This window comes from Streptomyces sp. NPDC006711 (genome assembly GCF_042869775.1).
Classification (GTDB): Bacteria; Actinomycetota; Actinomycetes; order Streptomycetales; family Streptomycetaceae; genus Streptomyces.
In genome coordinates, this window is record NZ_JBIAGO010000001.1 from 127,066 (window position 1) to 142,909 (window position 15,844).

The 15,844-nt window shown below is 73.4% G+C and carries 16 protein-coding genes; 9 read left to right on the plus strand and 7 right to left on the minus strand.

Annotated elements, in window-relative coordinates:
- Positions 1-184 precede the first annotated feature (184 nt).
- The 3 genes from ACFYM2_RS00570 to ACFYM2_RS00580 all read left to right on the plus strand — a co-directional run bounded on the left by ACFYM2_RS00570 (position 185) and on the right by ACFYM2_RS00580 (position 3,370).
- On the plus strand, positions 185-892 hold the full coding sequence (locus ACFYM2_RS00570; protein WP_388832176.1) for a bifunctional DNA primase/polymerase: 708 nt from the start codon (positions 185-187) through the stop codon (positions 890-892).
- A gap of 64 nt (positions 893-956) precedes the next feature.
- Positions 957-1,781, plus strand: a complete 825-nt coding sequence (locus ACFYM2_RS00575; RefSeq protein ID WP_350231015.1) for an ABC transporter ATP-binding protein — start codon at positions 957-959, stop codon at positions 1,779-1,781.
- Positions 1,778-3,370 carry a transporter gene (locus ACFYM2_RS00580; protein ID WP_388832179.1) on the plus strand — a complete coding sequence of 531 codons (1,593 nt, stop codon included), beginning with the start codon at positions 1,778-1,780 and terminating at the stop codon, positions 3,368-3,370. Before ACFYM2_RS00575 ends, ACFYM2_RS00580 begins: the two co-directional genes overlap by 4 nt.
- Before the next feature lie 524 nt (positions 3,371-3,894).
- Here the strand turns inward: ACFYM2_RS00580 and ACFYM2_RS00585 are convergent.
- Together ACFYM2_RS00585 and ACFYM2_RS00590 are read right to left on the minus strand one after the other, a co-directional pair.
- Positions 3,895-4,755, minus strand: a complete 861-nt coding sequence (locus tag ACFYM2_RS00585) for an alpha/beta hydrolase (RefSeq protein WP_358994734.1) — start codon at positions 4,753-4,755, stop codon at positions 3,895-3,897.
- Positions 4,756-5,399: 644 nt separating this feature from the next.
- Positions 5,400-6,092 carry a metal-dependent transcriptional regulator gene (locus ACFYM2_RS00590; protein ID WP_350231018.1) on the minus strand — a complete coding sequence of 231 codons (693 nt, stop codon included), beginning with the start codon at positions 6,090-6,092 and terminating at the stop codon, positions 5,400-5,402.
- 211 nt (positions 6,093-6,303) lie between these two features.
- On the opposite strand from ACFYM2_RS00590, the gene ACFYM2_RS00595 reads away from it, so the two are divergent.
- A complete protein-coding gene (locus ACFYM2_RS00595) occupies positions 6,304-7,059 on the plus strand; it encodes an SIS domain-containing protein (protein WP_358994731.1) in 756 nt (251 codons plus the stop codon).
- Between the two features lie 522 nt (positions 7,060-7,581).
- On the opposite strand, the gene ACFYM2_RS00600 is transcribed toward ACFYM2_RS00595, so the two are convergent.
- Entirely contained in the window at positions 7,582-8,943 is a 1,362-nt protein-coding gene (locus ACFYM2_RS00600) for a PAS domain-containing protein (RefSeq protein ID WP_388832182.1), read from the minus strand.
- A 459-nt stretch (positions 8,944-9,402) separates the two neighbouring features.
- On the minus strand, positions 9,403-10,026 hold the full coding sequence (pdxH, locus tag ACFYM2_RS00605; protein ID WP_388833052.1) for a pyridoxamine 5'-phosphate oxidase: 624 nt from the start codon (positions 10,024-10,026) through the stop codon (positions 9,403-9,405).
- A gap of 304 nt (positions 10,027-10,330) precedes the next feature.
- On the opposite strand from pdxH, the gene ACFYM2_RS00610 reads away from it, so the two are divergent.
- Together ACFYM2_RS00610 and ACFYM2_RS00615 are read left to right on the plus strand one after the other, a co-directional pair.
- The gene (locus ACFYM2_RS00610; RefSeq protein ID WP_388832185.1) at positions 10,331-11,476 is read left to right on the plus strand and encodes a citrate synthase 2; all 1,146 of its coding nucleotides are present in this window, start codon (positions 10,331-10,333) and stop codon (positions 11,474-11,476) included.
- Between the two features lie 120 nt (positions 11,477-11,596).
- Entirely contained in the window at positions 11,597-11,818 is a 222-nt protein-coding gene (locus ACFYM2_RS00615) for a hypothetical protein (protein ID WP_358994719.1), read from the plus strand.
- A 114-nt stretch (positions 11,819-11,932) separates the two neighbouring features.
- On the opposite strand, the gene ACFYM2_RS00620 is transcribed toward ACFYM2_RS00615, so the two are convergent.
- The 3 genes from ACFYM2_RS00620 to ACFYM2_RS00630 form a co-directional block, all read right to left on the minus strand.
- Positions 11,933-12,229, minus strand: coding sequence for a hypothetical protein (locus tag ACFYM2_RS00620; RefSeq protein ID WP_388459802.1), 297 nt, complete (start codon positions 12,227-12,229; stop codon positions 11,933-11,935).
- A gap of 244 nt (positions 12,230-12,473) precedes the next feature.
- A complete protein-coding gene (locus ACFYM2_RS00625; protein WP_388459801.1) occupies positions 12,474-13,103 on the minus strand; it encodes a hypothetical protein in 630 nt (209 codons plus the stop codon).
- A gap of 77 nt (positions 13,104-13,180) precedes the next feature.
- Complete coding sequence (locus ACFYM2_RS00630) at positions 13,181-13,681, minus strand: hypothetical protein (RefSeq protein WP_388459800.1); 501 nt, start codon at positions 13,679-13,681, stop codon at positions 13,181-13,183.
- Between the two features lie 165 nt (positions 13,682-13,846).
- Here ACFYM2_RS00630 and ACFYM2_RS00635 point away from each other — a divergent pair, with 165 nt between their 5' ends.
- The 3 genes from ACFYM2_RS00635 to ACFYM2_RS00645 all read left to right on the plus strand — a co-directional run bounded on the left by ACFYM2_RS00635 (position 13,847) and on the right by ACFYM2_RS00645 (position 15,811).
- Positions 13,847-14,125, plus strand: a complete 279-nt coding sequence (locus ACFYM2_RS00635; RefSeq protein WP_350231026.1) for a hypothetical protein — start codon at positions 13,847-13,849, stop codon at positions 14,123-14,125.
- Between the two features lie 83 nt (positions 14,126-14,208).
- Complete coding sequence (locus ACFYM2_RS00640) at positions 14,209-15,489, plus strand: cytochrome P450 (RefSeq protein ID WP_358994707.1); 1,281 nt, start codon at positions 14,209-14,211, stop codon at positions 15,487-15,489.
- Between the two features lie 58 nt (positions 15,490-15,547).
- Positions 15,548-15,811 (plus strand): hypothetical protein, encoded by a 264-nt coding sequence (locus ACFYM2_RS00645; protein ID WP_358994704.1) that lies wholly within the window; start codon positions 15,548-15,550, stop codon positions 15,809-15,811.
- Positions 15,812-15,844: the final 33 nt, after the last annotated feature.

Consider the following 15,844-nt stretch of genomic DNA (forward strand, 5'->3'; position numbering starts at 1 on the left):
CGGAATATGGCGTCATTGTCACCATTCCCGGTTGCTTCCCCGCATATGGCTACCCCCTCACCGATGCGGAGCCGCACGCGCGCCCCCGCCCATGCACCCATGCGCCCCATATGCGGGAGCGACACCGCTGATCCCACGGCCGCCACGCCCGTAACCCGCGGTGGTGGCCACAGTTGAGTGCGTCGTGGAAGAAACCAGCACAGGCACGGGTACGGGAACGGGTACGGACACGGACACGGAATCCGCGCGGATCCCCCAACAGCGCGGCGAACAGCTCCTGGACAGCGCCGTACGGTACGCGGAGGAGCGGCACTGGGACGTCTTCCCCGGCGCCTTCCTCGAAGCCGACCACGGGGTCGAGCGCTGTTCCTGTGGTGACACGGCGTGCCCGAAGCCGGGTGCGCACCCCGCGCGGCCCGACTGGGCGACGCAGGCCACCGGCAGCGCGGTCGCCGCCCGCCGCATGTGGTCCAAGCACCCCAAGGCCTCCATCCTGCTTCCCACCGGGCGCACCTTCGACGCCATCGACGTGTCCGAGTCGGCCGGCTTCCTCGCCCTGGCCCGCATGGAGCGGATGGAGCTCACGCTCGGCCCGGTCACCCGCACGCCCGAGCGCCGGATGCTGTTCTTCGTGCTGCCGGGCGCGGGCGCCAAAGTGCCGGATCTCGTACGGAGGCTGGGGTGGTCGCCCGCCTCGGTCGACCTGGTCACCCGGGGCGAGGGCGACTACGTGGCGGCGCCGCCGACCCGGGTCGGGGGATCGGGCGCGGTGCAGTGGGCGTGCCGCCCCACCCCCGCCAACCGCTGGCTGCCGGACGCGGAGGAGCTGATCAGCCCGCTCGCCTACGCCTGCGGACGCGAGGCCGCCGACGCCAGGGACCGCCGGCCCTAGGGCGGACGACGCCCCGGCTCCTATGGTGGGGAAGACACCATCACGGGGACGAAGGGGCTTCACCATGCCGGACCAGTCGGAAGCGGGAACGGCGGACACGGCGGGCGGAGCGCGGACGGCGCCGCCCGCCGTCCGCGTTCAGGGGCTGTGGAAGAGATTCGGCGAGCAGGTCGCGGTCGCGGGCGTCGATCTGGAGCTGCCGGCGGGCAGGTTCATCGGTCTGGTCGGGCCGAACGGAGCGGGCAAGACCACGACGCTGTCCATGGTGACCGGGCTGCTCAGGCCCGACCAGGGCAAGGTCGAGGTCGTCGGGCACGACGTGTGGCGCGACCCGGTCGCGGTCAAGTCCCGCATCGGCGTACTGCCGGAGGGTCTGCGCCTGTTCGAGCGGCTTTCCGGGCGTGAACTGCTCGGCTACTGCGGCCGGTTGCGCGGACTGCCCGGCGCCGAGGTCGACAAGCGGGCCGCCCAGCTCCTCGACATCCTCGACCTCGCGGGCTCCCAGCACAAGCTTGTCGTCGACTACTCGACCGGCATGCGCAAGAAGATCGGGCTGGCGGCGGCCCTGCTGCACAACCCCGAAGTCCTCTTCCTGGACGAGCCGTTCGAGGGCGTGGACCCGGTGTCCGCGCAGACCATCCGGGGCGTCCTTGAGCGCTACACCGGCTCCGGTGCCACCGTCGTCTTCTCCAGCCACGTCATGGAGCTCGTCGAGTCGCTGTGCGACTGGGTCGCGGTGATGGCGGCGGGCCGCATCCGCGCCCAGGGCACCCTGGCCGAGGTGCGCGGGGACGCCTCCTCGTTGCAGAGCGCGTTCCTCGAACTCGTCGGCGCGCGCGGCCGTGACGCGGGCGCCTCCCTCGACTGGCTCGGCGGTGGCAGCCGATGAACACCTCCGCCCTGACCCCGGTCGTCGTCCGGCTCAAGCTGTCGCTCCTGAAGAACGGGCTGCGCCAGTCCGGCGGCCGCCGAGCCGCCTTCATCACCTCCGCCGTCCTCGCACTGCTCTTCGCGGCGCTCCAGTTGCTCGGCCTTGTCATGCTGCGCGGCAACCCCGACGCCGCCACCCTCGCGGTGCTCGCCGTGGCCCTGGTCGCGGTGGGCTGGGCGGTCGTGCCGCTGTTCTTCCCGAGCGGCGACGAGACGCTTGATCCGACCCGGCTCGTCATGCTGCCCCTGCGGCCGCGTCCGCTCGTCGGCGCGCTGCTGGTGGCCTCCCTGGTCGGGATCGGGCCGCTGTTCACGCTCTGCCTGGTACTCGGCTCGGTGCTCGCGGTCGCACACGGGACGGGCGCGGTCCTGGTCGCGGTGCTCGCCGTACCGCTGGCACTGCTCGTGTGCGTCGCGCTCGCCCGGGCCGTGGCCGCCGCCAACACCCGGCTGCTGACCTCCCGCAAAGGGCGCGACCTCGCGGTCCTGAGCGGCCTGATCGTCGCGGTCGGCATGCAGTTCGTGAACTTCGGCATGCGGCGGCTCGGGGACTCCGGCGGTCTGTCCGCGCTCCGGCCGGCCGGTGACGTGGTGCGCTGGCTGCCGCCGGCCTCGGCGATCGGCGCGGTGGACGCGGCGAGCGAGGGGGCGTACGGGCGCGCCGGCGTCCAACTCCTCATCTCTCTGGCCGCGTTGGGGCTGCTCCTGTACGCCTGGCAGCGCTCGCTCGTGAAGCTGATGACCACGCCGGACGGATCGACGCTCGCCGCCGCCGACGCCTCCCGCGACAAGTCCGGGCGCCGGGGGCTCGGCTCGCTGCTGCCCGAGGGCCGCACCGGCACCGTCATGCTGCGTACGCTGCGGTACGCCTGGCGGGACCCCAAGACCAAGGCCGCGTGGATCACCTCGCTCGCGATCGGCCTGATCGTGCCGGTCTTCAACGCCTTGCAGGGTGCCGGCACGGTCTACCTCGCGTGCTTCGCGACCGGCATGCTCGGCATGCAGATGTACAACCAGTTCGGGCAGGACACCTCGGCGTTCTGGATGGTGCTCCTGACCATCACCTCGGCCCGGGACGCCTATCTGGAGCTGCGGGCGCGGGCGTTGGCGCTGCTGCTCGTGACGCTTCCGTACACGGTGCTCGTGGCCTCGGTGACGGCCGGGATGCTCGGCGCGTGGGAGGCGCTGCCTGAGGTGGTCGGGCTCGCGCTCTCGCTGCTCGGCGCGATGCTGGCGACGGGTGCGGTGGCGTCGGCGACGCTGGCGTACTCCATTCCGCAGGACAGCCGCAGGAACGTGGCGCCGGGGCAGGGGGGCATCGCGTTCCTGTCGATGCTCGGCGGAGTGGTGGTGGGGACGCTGCTGTGCGCGCCGATGATCGCGCTGGCGATCTGGCTGCATACGGCGGGGCAGCAGGGGGCGTTGTGGTTGCTGTTGCCGCTGGGGGCGGGGTACGGGGGGCTGGTGTGCTGGGTGGGGTTGCGGGTGGCCGCGCCTCGGATGGCTGGGCGGTTGCCGGAGATTCTGGCGGCCGTCAGCACGGGCTGAAATCCCAGAGGTGCCCGGCCCCTCCAACCCGGCCAGGGGTTCCACCCCCAACACCCCCGGCCCGCGCCCAGGGCCTTTGGGGCTCCGCCCCAGACCCCGTCGCGGTTGCCCACCCGCCCGCCCGTACACCGGGTCAAAAGGCGCACCTCCCTGGGGCTCCGCCCCAGACCCCGATCGGCCTGAACGGCCTCGTCCTCAAACGCCGGACGGGCTGAGGTATGCCCATGCGGGCCAGCACCCGCCCCGCCCAGGGGCGCGGGGAACTGCGCGACCAGCCCAGCACGATCCGCAGCCGAGGTCCCTGGGGCACCGCCCCAGACGGGTATACCCATGCGGGCCAGCACCGACCCCGCCCAGGGGCGCGGGGAACTGCGCGACCGGCCACGCACGATCCGCAGCCAGGGCCCCGGGGGCACCGCCCCAGACGGGTATGCCCATGCGGGCCAGCACCGGCCCAGCCAGGGGCGCGGGGAACTGCGCGAGGTGGGGGCGCGGCTCGTGCTGTGGAAGGCGACCCCGGCGGGTCACGGGGCCAGGGTGGTCAGGAAGGGCTCCAGCGCCTCGCGCCAGCCGGCGGGCTGGTCGTAGTGGACCAGGTGCCCCGCATCCGCCACCTCCGCATACCGCCCACGCGGCAGCACCCGGACCATCTCCTGGGACTCCGCACGGCCCAGCTCCCCGTCCAGGCCCCTGACGACGAGCGTGGGGCACTCGACCTGGGCCAGTTCCTCCCAGTGCGCGTCGTGCACCCACGTCTCCCGGGACGTCAGCATCTGGCGGCGCGAGAAGACCGGGCGCCAGCCATCCGCCCGCTCGGCCATCACCTCCGCGAAGAACTCGCCCCGCGCGGGGCTCGGCCGCTCCACCCACGGGTCGTCCTCGCCGAACCACTTGCGTACGTCGGCCAGCGTCGCGAACGGAACCGGCCACGACGCGAACCAGTCCTCCCACTCCCGCTGCGACGCCGCGCCCAGCGCGGACGCCCGCATGTCGCAGATGACCAGGGCGCGGACCAGATCGGGCCGCTTGGCGGCGAGCTGCCAGGCGGTGAGCGCGCCCATGGAGTGGCCGATGAGCGTCACCGGCGCCAGGCCCAGCTGTTCGACGGCGGCCTCCGCGTCGGCCACGTAGACCTCCCGCGTGAACGGCCCGTCCGCCGGCTTGTCGCTGCGGCCGTGGCCCCGCTGGTCGAGGGCGACGGCGCGGTGCCGTTCGGCGAGCCAGCGGGCCGTGGACGCCCAGTGCGAGGCGCGGCCCATCAGGCCGTGCAGGAGCAGGACCCCGGGCGCGCCGTCCGCCTCCGCGCGGCCCTTGGGCGCTTCCGCGAACTCCCAGGCCGCGAGGCGGACCCCTCCGGTCCCCGTCACATCGATGCGCCGCACCATGTGCCTGGCACCCCCTTCAGCCCCCGACGGCTCCCACTGCGTGGTCAGTTGACGGCAGAGTATCGAACCCCTATTCGAAAACTCAGATATCTCCGGCAACACCGCTCGTTCGAGTGACCACGCTCAAGGATTGACGTCTCACGCCGAGGGGAGATCTTCTGCGGGAGGCGGGCCGCTCGGGGAAGACGGTCCGCGGGGGTCGACCCTGGGAGCTCGGGGCTCCGGGTCGACACCGGGGAGGACAGGCCCCGGCGCCGGAAGGCGCCGGGGCCCTCGTTCTCTCCGGGCGAGCCGGCGGGCCGCGGCGTCCGGGCACGGCGGGGCGCCGCCGGTGGTGCGAGTGGTACGCGTGGCACAGGTAGTGCGCGTCGTGCGAGTGGCACACGTGGTGCGCGTAGTCCGACGCGTGGTCCGAAAGGCGTCATGCCTTGCCGCCCCTCTCCCCTGCCGCGCACCCGTGCCTTCACCCGTGCGCTCGCCCGTACGGTCATATGCCTCGAGCCACAGCCTCGCACGCGATCCGCCCGGCCGCTGCCATTCCGGCCGGAAACCGGCCTTTCCCGCAAGCTTCCGCCCCCTTCACCCGCAGGCGTCAACTCCCGCGCGGGTAAAGGCTGGTGATCCCGCTCCCGCCAACCGTTCGCTCAGCGCTTCGCCACGAAGACGTGCGAGGCCACGTCGGCCGCGAGCTCGGCGGCCTCGCCGCTGCTGCCCACCAGGACCCCGCCCGGCGACTGCGTCACGCTCACCACGGAGCCGGGCTGCACGCCCGCCCGTCGCAGCGTGTACATCAGCTGCGCGTCCGTCTGGATCGGCTCGCCGATCCGGCGCACCACCACCGTCTTGCCCTCAGGGCCCGGGTCGAGCTCACCCAGACTGATGATGCCGTCCTCCAGGAAGGCGTCCGCCTCGGCCTTCTCGCCCAGCTCCTCAAGGCCCGGGATCGGGTTGCCGTACGGAGACTCGGTCGGGTGGCGCAGCAGTTCCAGCACGCGGCGCTCCACCGCCTCGCTCATGACGTGCTCCCAGCGGCAGGCCTCCGCGTGCACCTGCTCCCACTCCAGGCCGATCACGTCGACCAGCAGGCATTCGGCGAGCCGGTGCTTGCGCATCACGCGCGTCGCCAGGCGGCGACCCTCGTCGGTCAGCTCCAGGTGGCGGTCCCCTGCCACCTGCACCAGGCCGTCGCGCTCCATGCGCGCCACCGTCTGGCTCACCGTCGGGCCGCTCTGGTCGAGCCGCTCGGCGATGCGGGCGCGCATGGGGACCACACCCTCCTCCTCAAGTTCGAGGATGGTGCGGAGATACATCTCCGTGGTGTCGATCAGTCCGGACATACGTGCCCCTCGATGCTGTGACATAAAAACGTCGTGCCGCTGGCCCTCGTCCAATTCTGACGCATCGGACTGACAACCGTGCCCCGGCGAGCGTTCGCCGTCCCGACGGCTTGACCGCTCGCGCGTGGACACCGTATTGACAGGGGAAAGGTACAGACCGCACCGTGATCGGCGCACGGTCGTTCCCCCACCCCGGAAAGGGTCCTCGGCGATGAGCGAGAGCAAGCTGGCCGGTCAGTTCTTCGACGCCGCGATCGGGCTGCTCGGGCGGGTGCGGGACGAGGAGTCGCTGAACATCGCTGCCGCCGGCGCGGTGATCGCCGACACCGTGGAGGCGGGCGGGCGGCTGTTCGCCTTCGGCGCCGGGCACTCCTCGCTCGCGGCCCAGGACGTGGTCTACCGGGCCGGCGGGTTCGCCCTGATGAACCTGCTCGCGGTGCCGGGCGTGGTCGGCGTCGACGTCATGCCGGCGACGCTGGGCTCCGCGCTCGAGCGGGTCGACGGGCTGGCCGGCGCGGTCCTCGACTCCAGCCCCGCCAAGCCCGGTGACGCCCTCGTGATCATCTCGCTGTCCGGGCGCAACGCGCTGCCCGTGGAGATGGCGATGAACGCGCGGGCGCTCGGGCTCAAGGTCATCGGGGTCACGTCGGTGGCGTACGCGGAGGGGACGCGGTCGCGGCACGTCTCGGGTACGTTTCTGCGCGACCACTGCGACATCGTGCTCGACAGCAAGATCGGGGTCGGGGACGCGGAGTTGACCCACGACGGGATCGAGGCGCCGTTCGCGCCGGCGTCCACGGTGGTTACGAGTGCGGTGGTGCAGGCGGTGATGGCTGCGGCGGCGGAGGCGCTTGTTGCTCGGGGGGTCGAGCCGCCGCTTCTTCGTTCGGGGAACGTTGATGGGGGGCATGAGTGGAATGGCCGCGTCATGACGGAGTACGCGGACCGCATCTTCTTCCGCCACTGACCCCCACGGCGGGGCTCCGCAGGGGACCCCCATGACGGGCTGGGTATGCCCGTGCGTGCCAGCACCGACCCCACCAGGGGCGCGGGGACCTGCGCGACCGGCCCAGCACGGCCCGCACCCGAAGCCCCCGGGGCTCCGCCCCAGACCCCGGATCGCGCTTAACGCGCTCGTCCTCAATCGCCGGACAGGCTGAGGTTGCCGGTGCGGGCCAGCACCAACCCCGCCAGGGGCGCGGGGAACTGCGCGACCAGCCCAGCACGGCCCGCAGCCGAGCTCCCTGGGGCTCCGCCCCAGACCCCGTTCGCGCCTGAAGGGCGCTCGTCCTCAAACGCCGGACAGGCTGAGGTTGAAGCCAGGGTCCCTGGGGCACCGCCCCAGACCCGTCCTTAAACGCCGGACGGGCTGGGTATGCCCGTGCTGGCCAGGGCCGAGTACTCAGGGGCGCGGGGAACTGCGCGACCAGCCACGCACGGCCCGCGGCCGAAAGCGCACCCCGCGCCCGGCGCAAACGGGAGGGCGGGGTCAGGGGGAGAGGCGGGCCAGGTCGGTGGCGGTGGCGACTCTGGAGGCGACGCTTTCCGCGTACGTCGCGTCGAGGCGTTCGAAGGCCGGCCGGGACGGTCCCCGCAGGAAGGTCAGGACGCCGAGCGTGCGGCCACGGCTGCGCAGCACCACGCACAGCGCGTGCGCCGCGTCCGGCGGCCACTGCCGCTCCCGCGCCCACCCGTCCCCCTCCCCCCGCGCACTGGCCCGCACCGACCCCGTCCTGTCGACCGCCTGGAGCGCGGGGTGGCCCGGGGGATAGCGCACCGGGATGCCCCCGCCCGCCACCAGCGCCGTCGGCCCCGGCGCGTCGGAGGGCGTCGCGGCGGCCCGTACCAACCGCTCCCCCACGACCAGGTCGACCAGCGCGTGGTCGGCGAAACCGGCCAGGGCGTAGTCCAGGTGGCAGGTCACCGCCTCCATCGGATCCTCGTACTCCGCCGCGTTGCACGCGGCCCGGTGCAGCTGGCTCGAGCGGAAGCGGAGCCGGTCCGCCTCCTGCTCCGCGCACTTCTGGTCGGTCACGTCCTGGAAGAGCCAGCCCACCCCCAGCGGCACGGGCTCCTCGGCGAGCGGCGAGGACAGCCGCACGAAGCCGTTGCGCCAGCAGCGCCGCCGCTCGCCCTCGGCGGTGCGCAGCGTCACCCACACCTCGACGGGCCCGGCCGGCGTGCCCTCGGACAGTACGTGCTGGAGCGCGCCCTCCAGATCCTCCACGCCCTGTGCGATCAGCTCGCCGAGCGGGCGGCCGAGCAGGCTCGCGCGCGCGGCCCCGAGCGCCCGGGCGGCGCGGGCGTTGACGACGGTGGGGCGCAGGTCCACGTCGACCAGGACGACCCCGCAGGCGCCGTCCTCGAACAGCGCCTCGCTCAGCGCGATGGACCGCTCCAGGTCGATCTGCGCGTGCACCTCGCCGAACGCGCAGTACACCCCGGCGCCCGCCCCGTCCGCGTCCCACACGGCCGCCGACTGCGTACGGACCAGGACCCGGCCGCCGTCCTTGCGCAGCAGCGCGAACTCGTGCACCTGGCGGCCCGGCGCGTCCATCACCGCCATCAGCCGCCCCTGGATGTCCTCCGCGTCGGCGGCCCGCGCCGCCCAGCCCGCGAACCCGTGCCGGCCCACGGCCTCCTCGGCCGGCCAGCCGAGGATCCGCTCGGCCTCGCGGTTCCAGTGGGTGAGAACGCCGTCCGCGTCGAAGGCGCAGAGCGCGGCGTCCATCCCGTCGAGCAGCGCGGCCAGCAGGTCGTCGCCGGGTCCGGGCAGGGGCGGTCCGCCGGGCTCCGCGCCCGGCCCGTCCGGGCCGGTCATCCTGGTGGTCTCGCTCCGGGAAGCAGTCATCCTGGACCCCCTACAGGACGTCGTCGCCGCATGACGCGGCCTACGTGCTCAGTCACGCACGTCGGATCATTCAACTCGAACGTGACGCAGCCCACACCGGCTTCGCGGAAATCCGTTCCGGCCAACGTTGCCAACCGGCCACTTCGACCCGGCGTTCTTGGGGGGCGAATAAATGGGTTGAGGGGTGTCGGAGCGCTGCCTAATGTGTGGGGCACACGAGAAGGGAGGTGGTTTGACAGATGTACGCAAACCGGACGCGTGAGGTGACTGCGGGCTGACGCCCCAGTCGCACTCTTTGTGCGGTGTCGGCCTGGCGCCGGCCAATCTCCAGCAGTCACCGACCCGCGGGCTCGCCGGTACGTCCGGCCGGCTCCTCTCCGGAGGAACCCGAGCCCGCGGGTTTCCGCGTGCCCGGGACGGGTGCCCGGGAGGCGCCCGGGCCAGAAGCGGCGCCCGCGGTCAGGGTGCCAGTCGCTCCACGCGCCAGCCCGAGCCCTCCGGCGCGTACCGCAGCCGGTCGTGCAGCCGGTTCTCGTGCCCCTGCCAGAACTCCACGCTCCCCGGCGCGACCCGGAACCCGCCCCAGTGATCGGGCACCGGCACATCACTGCCCTCGGGGTAGCGGGCCGCCAACTCCTCGTAGCGCGCGGTCAGTTCGGCCCGTGAGGCGAGCACCGCGGACTGCGGACTGGCCCAGGCGCCGAGGCGCGAGCCGTGCGGGCGGCTGCGGAAGTAGCGCTCGGTCTCCTCGCGCGGGACCCGGGACGCGGTGCCGGTGACGATGACCTGGCGGGCCAGCTGGTGCCAGGGGAAGAGCAGCGAGACGTACGGGTTCGCGGTGAGCTCGGCGGCCTTGCGCGAGGTGTAGTTGGTGAAGAAGACGAAGCCGTGCTCGTCATAGGACTTCAGGAGCACGGTGCGGGTGGAGGGGCGCCCGTCGGGGGTGGCGGTGGCGACGACCATCGCGTTGGGCTCGTGCAGGCCGCCTGCCACGGCGTCCTTGAACCAGCGGGCGAACTGCCCGACGGGCGTGGGGGCCAGGTCCTCCTCCGCGAGGACAGTGGTGCGGTACTGCTCACGCATCGCTGCGGGGTCCAGGTCGGTCACGTGCCCCATCCTGCCGCACCGCGCCGCCGGCCCGCCGGGGCCCCAGTCTGCCCGCGACGGCGGGGAGCCAACCCCGCGCCGCCGAAAGGGGGCAGTGTGCCGGATGTCACGCTTCCCCGCGCCGTCGGGACCCGCCAAACTCTCGGCTGGGCCGCTGTGGCCTCCCTACACGCGGCCGGCCCCCTGCGGGATTCCCGGCCGTCGTACGGGGCATGACCGAGGGACCCGGGGCGGCACGGCCCGCCCGTACCCCGTCGCATCCACCCTGAGGAGCCGCCTGATGTCCGACTTCGTACCCGGACTTGAAGGAGTCGTCGCGTTCGAGACGGAGATCGCCGAACCGGACAAGGAGGGCGGCGCCCTTCGCTACCGGGGCGTCGACATCGAGGACCTGGTCGGCCACGTCTCGTTCGGGAACGTGTGGGGCCTTCTGGTGGACGGGGCGTTCAACCCCGGCCTCCCCCCGGCCGAGCCGTTCCCCATCCCGGTCCACTCCGGTGACATCCGGGTGGACGTGCAGTCCGCGCTGGCCATGCTGGCGCCGGTGTGGGGGCTCAAGCCCCTGCTCGACATCGACGAGCGCACCGCCCGCGACAACCTGGCCCGCGCCGCCGTCATGGCGCTGTCCTACGTCGCCCAGTCCGCGCGCGGCCAGGGCCTGCCCATGGTGCCGCAGCGGGAGATCGACAAGGCCGAGTCCGTCGTCGAGCGGTTCATGATCCGCTGGCGCGGCGAGCCGGACCCCAAGCACGTCAAGGCGGTCGACGCGTACTGGACGAGCGCCGCCGAACACGGCATGAACGCCTCGACGTTCACCGCCCGCGTGATCGCCTCCACCGGCGCGGACGTCGCGGCCGCCCTGTCGGGCGCGGTCGGCGCGATGTCGGGCCCGCTGCACGGCGGCGCCCCCTCGCGCGTGCTCGGCATGATCGAGGAGATCGAGCGCACCGGCGACGCGACGGCGTACGTCAAGCGCGCCCTCGACAACGGCGAGCGCCTGATGGGCTTCGGCCACCGCGTCTACCGCGCGGAGGACCCGCGCGCGAGGGTGCTGCGCCGCACCGCCCAGGAGCTCGCCGCGCCGCGCTTCGAGGTGGCGCAGGCCCTGGAGAAGGCGGCGCTCGAAGAGCTGCACGCGCGCAGGCCCGACCGGGTGCTCGCGACCAACGTCGAGTTCTGGGCGGCGATCGTGCTGGACTTCGCCGAGGTGCCGGCGCACATGTTCACCTCGATGTTCACCTGCGCGCGCACGGCGGGCTGGTCGGCGCACATCCTGGAGCAGAAGCGCACGGGCCGTCTGGTGCGCCCCTCGGCGCGGTATGTGGGGCCCGGCTCGCGCGACCCGCGGTCGATCGAGGGGTTCCTAAACATCACAGATATTACGAACACCTCAGGCAGGCCGGGCGGCGACAACGCGGCGGGCTGAGGCCGGGCGCGTGGCGGATGGCGCAATCTCGACTGGTGATTGCGCGCGTCGAACACACGGCGCACAGAGAGGGATCTACGGTCGCAATCGTCCTATTTCCCCCAGAATGTGGAGTTCTCTGTGAGCCTCATCCGCCGCGCCGCCGTTGTGGCGGCACTGTCCGCCGCCGTGATCGTTCCCGCCTCCGCGACCGCCCAGGCCGCCCCGCGCACGCCCGTGGGCGTCGTCGCCCACGACAGCCACGGCTATGGCAACGGCTACGGCAACGGTTACAACAACGGCAACAACAACGGGCAGCGTCACTACGGTCTGCTGACCAGCCTGCTCCTGATCCTCCTCTGACCGAGGACCGAGGACCGAGGACCGAGCACCGGACCGAAGTCGCACGGGTGCGCGCCCGGGACCCCAGGGTTCCGGGCGCGCACCCGTGTCCGGCGCCGGACGCCGCCTGCCCCGCTACCCCGCCACCGGTACGAGATTGAGCACCGGGGCGACCGGGTCGGTCGCCTGGTGCAGCTGGTTGAGGTCGTTGAGGTGGTTGAGCCCGGCCAGCTGGCTCTTGACGCTGGGGAGCTGCGCCGCGTACGGGGCGGGGATGTTGCTGGAGGCGAGGTTGTCGAGCTCGCTGATGGGGTTCAGCGGGTGGCCGCCCAGGTGGTCCAGGGGGCCCACCGCGTTCGCCGACGAGACGGCGAGGCCCGAGACACCGGCGGCGACGGCGAGGACAGTGGCGATGCGTCGTGTTGAGATCACGCCTGCACAACGGGGAGCGGCGGCGCCGGACACGGCCGCCTCCCGCTCTCACCCGACAGGCGTACCTGCCCGCCGTCCCCGCCGCACAGTGCGGCAGCCCCTGTCCGGGGGGAGTGGATCCCCGGACAGGAGCTGCCGGTGTGCTGTCCGTACCGCGGCACGGACCTGTCGCGCGGGGCCCGGCGCGCCTTCAAAGGAGTGTTCTGCCCGCCCTCCCGGCGCCCCCGTGCGCGCCGACGGCGCCCTAGAGTCCGCTCGGCCAGGCGTAGCTCGCGGGCACCGGGCGGGTGTCGGTGTCCCGGGTGAGGACGAGGGCGACCTCGTCGCGCTCGCGCAGCACGATCGCCGCCGGATTCCCGGCGACCGCGCGGCCGTTGACGTACGCCCTCAGACGGCGCCCGGCGCCCGCGTGGAGGCCCCCGATGCGGTCGGCGCTCAGCGGGACGCCCCACTCGGCCATGAACTGGCCGAGCGTGAAGTCGGCCCGCTTGGGCGACTCGACATGGATCACGCCGCTGGTGTCGTGGGTGTGCAGGGGGCTGATGAGCCCGCGCGGCGCGTCGATGCCGATCGAGGCGGGGACGGTGACGGCCCGGCCGTCGACGAGGACGTCCAGGTGGGTGTGGGTGTGCTGGACCATGCCCTCGGCGGACATCATCTCCAGGCCCGCGGCGTGGGCCGCCGCCTCGGGGTCGGCGGGCGCGGGCCACGGCGGCGCGCCCTGGCCCGCCCCCGGCCCGTGCGGGTCGAGGCGGCCGGGCGCCGCGCTCGCGCCCTGGGCCGCGAGCGCGGTGACGGCGGCGACGGCGACCAGCGCCGCGAGCACCCGACCGGGCGGCGAGCCGGCGAGGGCGTTCCCTGACGTACGGGACATCGATCAACTCCTGGACGGATGAGGAGCGTTGGCCGCGTCCTCGTGGCGGGGCGCGGCGCCCCGGGCGGGCGCTCGGCTCAGAAGGTCGCGGTGGCGGCCGGGGCGCCCTGGACCTCGGGCGCGGTCAGGCCCGCCTCCGGCAGGGTGACGGCGGGCAGCCCGAACAGCGCGGCGCGCGGCTGGCTCAGCGGGGCGCCGAGGTCGGCGCCCGGGGTGACGGCGTGCAGCCCGGTGCCGGGGGCGACCAGGTCGGGGGTGCCGAGGTTGCGGGGGCTCAGCGGGTCGGGCAGCGGCGTACCGATGTGGGTGTCGGGCAGCGCGGTCTCGATGGGGAGCGCGGGGACCATGTTGTGGGGCAGCAGGTTGCCCTTGACGTAACGCGGGCCGTCGGGGGTGCCGGGGACGGGCAGCGGCATGCCGGTGTGCACGGTGGGGGCGTCGAACGGAAGGACGGTGTTGAGACCGCCGAGCGGCAGGTCGACCGGGACGGCCGGGGCGGCCGCGGCCGGCGCCACAGCCGCCGCCGTCGCGATGCAGGTCAGTACGCTCGCCAGGCCCGCGCGTGAGGTGATTCCCATGGATGTTCTTTCCTTCCCTGGCCTCTTCGGCCGTGTCGTCCTGCTAGAACGATCCCGGCGGCGGTATCACTGCAAAGTTCCCCTGCTTGCAGCAACCTGGAGCCCGTCCGCGCGGCGCGCGCCCCCCGGGCGTGCCCTTGGCCCGGCTCGTGCGTTGTAGCCGACATGAACGTACGCCGATACTTTGCCGCCGCAGCAGCCGGAACCGCGCTCGCCGCCGCTCTGTCCCCCTCCGCGCACGCCCTCGACCTCGGCGGCACCCTGAGCAAGGCGGCCACCACCACCAGTGCCGTGGGTGCCCAGGTCAAGCCCGCCGCCGAGAGCGTCGTCGGGGACAAGCTGAACCAGAAGGTAACCGCCGTCAAGAACGGCGTGAAGGCCGGCCGCGACGCGGTCAAGGCCGCCAAGGACGCGGTCAAGGCGGGGCACGACCTGATGAGCTGACCGCCCGCCCCTGCCCGAGCGTGTCATCCCCCAGCGTCGACAGCGGCAACCGAGAGCCGCGCGGCGGTCAGGACGGTGCGAGCGTGACCCACACCCCGGTGGTCCCGGCCCCCAGCGGCGCCGGCGCCGACCTCGCCGACCCGGCGTTCTGGCGGCTGCCCGCCGCCCAACGCCTCGCGCGTTTCACCGAGTTGCGGCATGAGCCGCGCCCGGTGTTCTTCGCCGAGCGCCGGGCCACCCGGCGCCGCCCCGAGCGGGGCTTCTACGCGCTGGTCCGGCACGCCGACGTCCTCAAGGCGAGCCGGCTGCCCAAGGTGTTCGCGAGCGCGCCCGGGGTCACCTCGCCCGAGCCGGCCCGCTGGGTGCGGGCCCTGTTCGGGGACTCGATGGTCAACCTGGACGGCGCCGACCACGCGCGGTTGCGCCGCATCGTCCAGCAGGCCTTCACCCCGCGCCTGCTGGCCGCCACCGAGACGCACATCCGCGAGCTCGCCGTACGCATCGTGGACGACATGGTCGCCGAGCGGCCCGACGAGTTCGTCTCGTCCGTGGCCTCCCGGATGTCGTTCGAGGTGATCTGCGCGATGCTCGGCGTGCCCGACGCCGACCGGCGCCGCATCGCCCGCCAGATCGACCGGGCCTCCGAGCACGCGGGCGTACGGCGCTCTCTCGCCGCCCGTCTGCTGAGCCCCGGCAAGGGGCTGCGGGCGCTGGCCCGGATGGAGCTGACGGTGGCGCGCCTCGGCCGCGAGCGGCGCCGACGCCCGACCGGCGACCTCATTTCGGCCCTGGTGACCGCCGACATGGACGGGCAGGCGCTGACCTACCGTCAACTCGGCTCGTTCTTCTCGCTGTTGCTCGTCGCCGGCGTGGAGACGACGCGCAACGCCATCGCCCACGCGCTCGCGCTCCTGACCCGCAATCCGGATCAACTGGCTTTGCTAGTCGATGACTTCGAGCGGTACGCGGACGGCGCCGTCGACGAGATCGTGCGGCACTCGACGCCCATCATCCAGTTCCGCCGCACCGTCACCACGCGCTACACCCTCTCCGGCCACACCTTCCTGCCCGGCGACAAGGTGATGCTGCTCTACGCCTCCGCCAACCGTGACGCGTCGGTGTTCACCGACCCGGACGCCTTCGACATCACCCGCGACCCCAATCCGCACCTCGGGTACGGCGGCGGCGGCCCGCACTACTGCCTCGGCGCCCATCTGGCCCGCCTGGAGATCAAGGCCGTCCTGCGCGAACTGCTCACCCGCCCGCTGGCCGTACGCGCGCTCGGCGAGCCCGAACTCGGCACGTCCAACTTCGACCACCGCGTCCGCAGGCAGCACTTCGCGTTCGATGTGCCGGGGCGCTGAGTCCGGGCGCCCGGTCCCGCGCGCGTACCCTCCTCGCGCGAGCGGCGTTGTACCGGGCATGAACGCCATCCACACCCGGCACACACGGCACGCACAGCACACACGGCGCCGCCTGCGGGCCGCCACCGCCGCGGCATCCCTCCTGCTCCTCGCCGCGCCCGGGATCGCGGCGGCCGGCACGGGCGCGGGAGAGGGCAGCGTCAGCGAGTACGGCCGGCCCAAGGTGCTCGGCGGCCAGGGCGAGATCGCCCAGACGCTCACCTCCGGCGTCGCCACGCTCGGCGAAGCCCTCCAGCACGACGGCGCGGCCGGGGGCCGCTGACGGCCAGGACGCGCCGGCCGGCCGGGGCCGCCG

Coding starts and splice junctions, on each gene's coding strand:
- ACFYM2_RS00575 (WP_350231015.1), top strand. CDS start 957: ATGCCGGACCAGTCGGAAGCGGGAACGGCGGACACGGCGGGCGGAGCG.
- ACFYM2_RS00580 (WP_388832179.1), top strand. CDS start 1,778: ATGAACACCTCCGCCCTGACCCCGGTCGTCGTCCGGCTCAAGCTGTCG.
- ACFYM2_RS00595 (WP_358994731.1), top strand. CDS start 6,304: ATGAGCGAGAGCAAGCTGGCCGGTCAGTTCTTCGACGCCGCGATCGGG.
- ACFYM2_RS00585 (WP_358994734.1), bottom strand. CDS start 4,755: ATGGTGCGGCGCATCGATGTGACGGGGACCGGAGGGGTCCGCCTCGCG.
- ACFYM2_RS00635 (WP_350231026.1), top strand. CDS start 13,847: ATGAACGTACGCCGATACTTTGCCGCCGCAGCAGCCGGAACCGCGCTC.
- ACFYM2_RS00630 (WP_388459800.1), bottom strand. CDS start 13,681: ATGGGAATCACCTCACGCGCGGGCCTGGCGAGCGTACTGACCTGCATC.
- ACFYM2_RS00645 (WP_358994704.1), top strand. CDS start 15,548: ATGAACGCCATCCACACCCGGCACACACGGCACGCACAGCACACACGG.
- ACFYM2_RS00590 (WP_350231018.1), bottom strand. CDS start 6,092: ATGTCCGGACTGATCGACACCACGGAGATGTATCTCCGCACCATCCTC.
- ACFYM2_RS00600 (WP_388832182.1), bottom strand. CDS start 8,943: ATGACTGCTTCCCGGAGCGAGACCACCAGGATGACCGGCCCGGACGGG.
- ACFYM2_RS00625 (WP_388459801.1), bottom strand. CDS start 13,103: ATGTCCCGTACGTCAGGGAACGCCCTCGCCGGCTCGCCGCCCGGTCGG.
- pdxH (WP_388833052.1), bottom strand. CDS start 10,026: ATGCGTGAGCAGTACCGCACCACTGTCCTCGCGGAGGAGGACCTGGCC.
- ACFYM2_RS00610 (WP_388832185.1), top strand. CDS start 10,331: ATGTCCGACTTCGTACCCGGACTTGAAGGAGTCGTCGCGTTCGAGACG.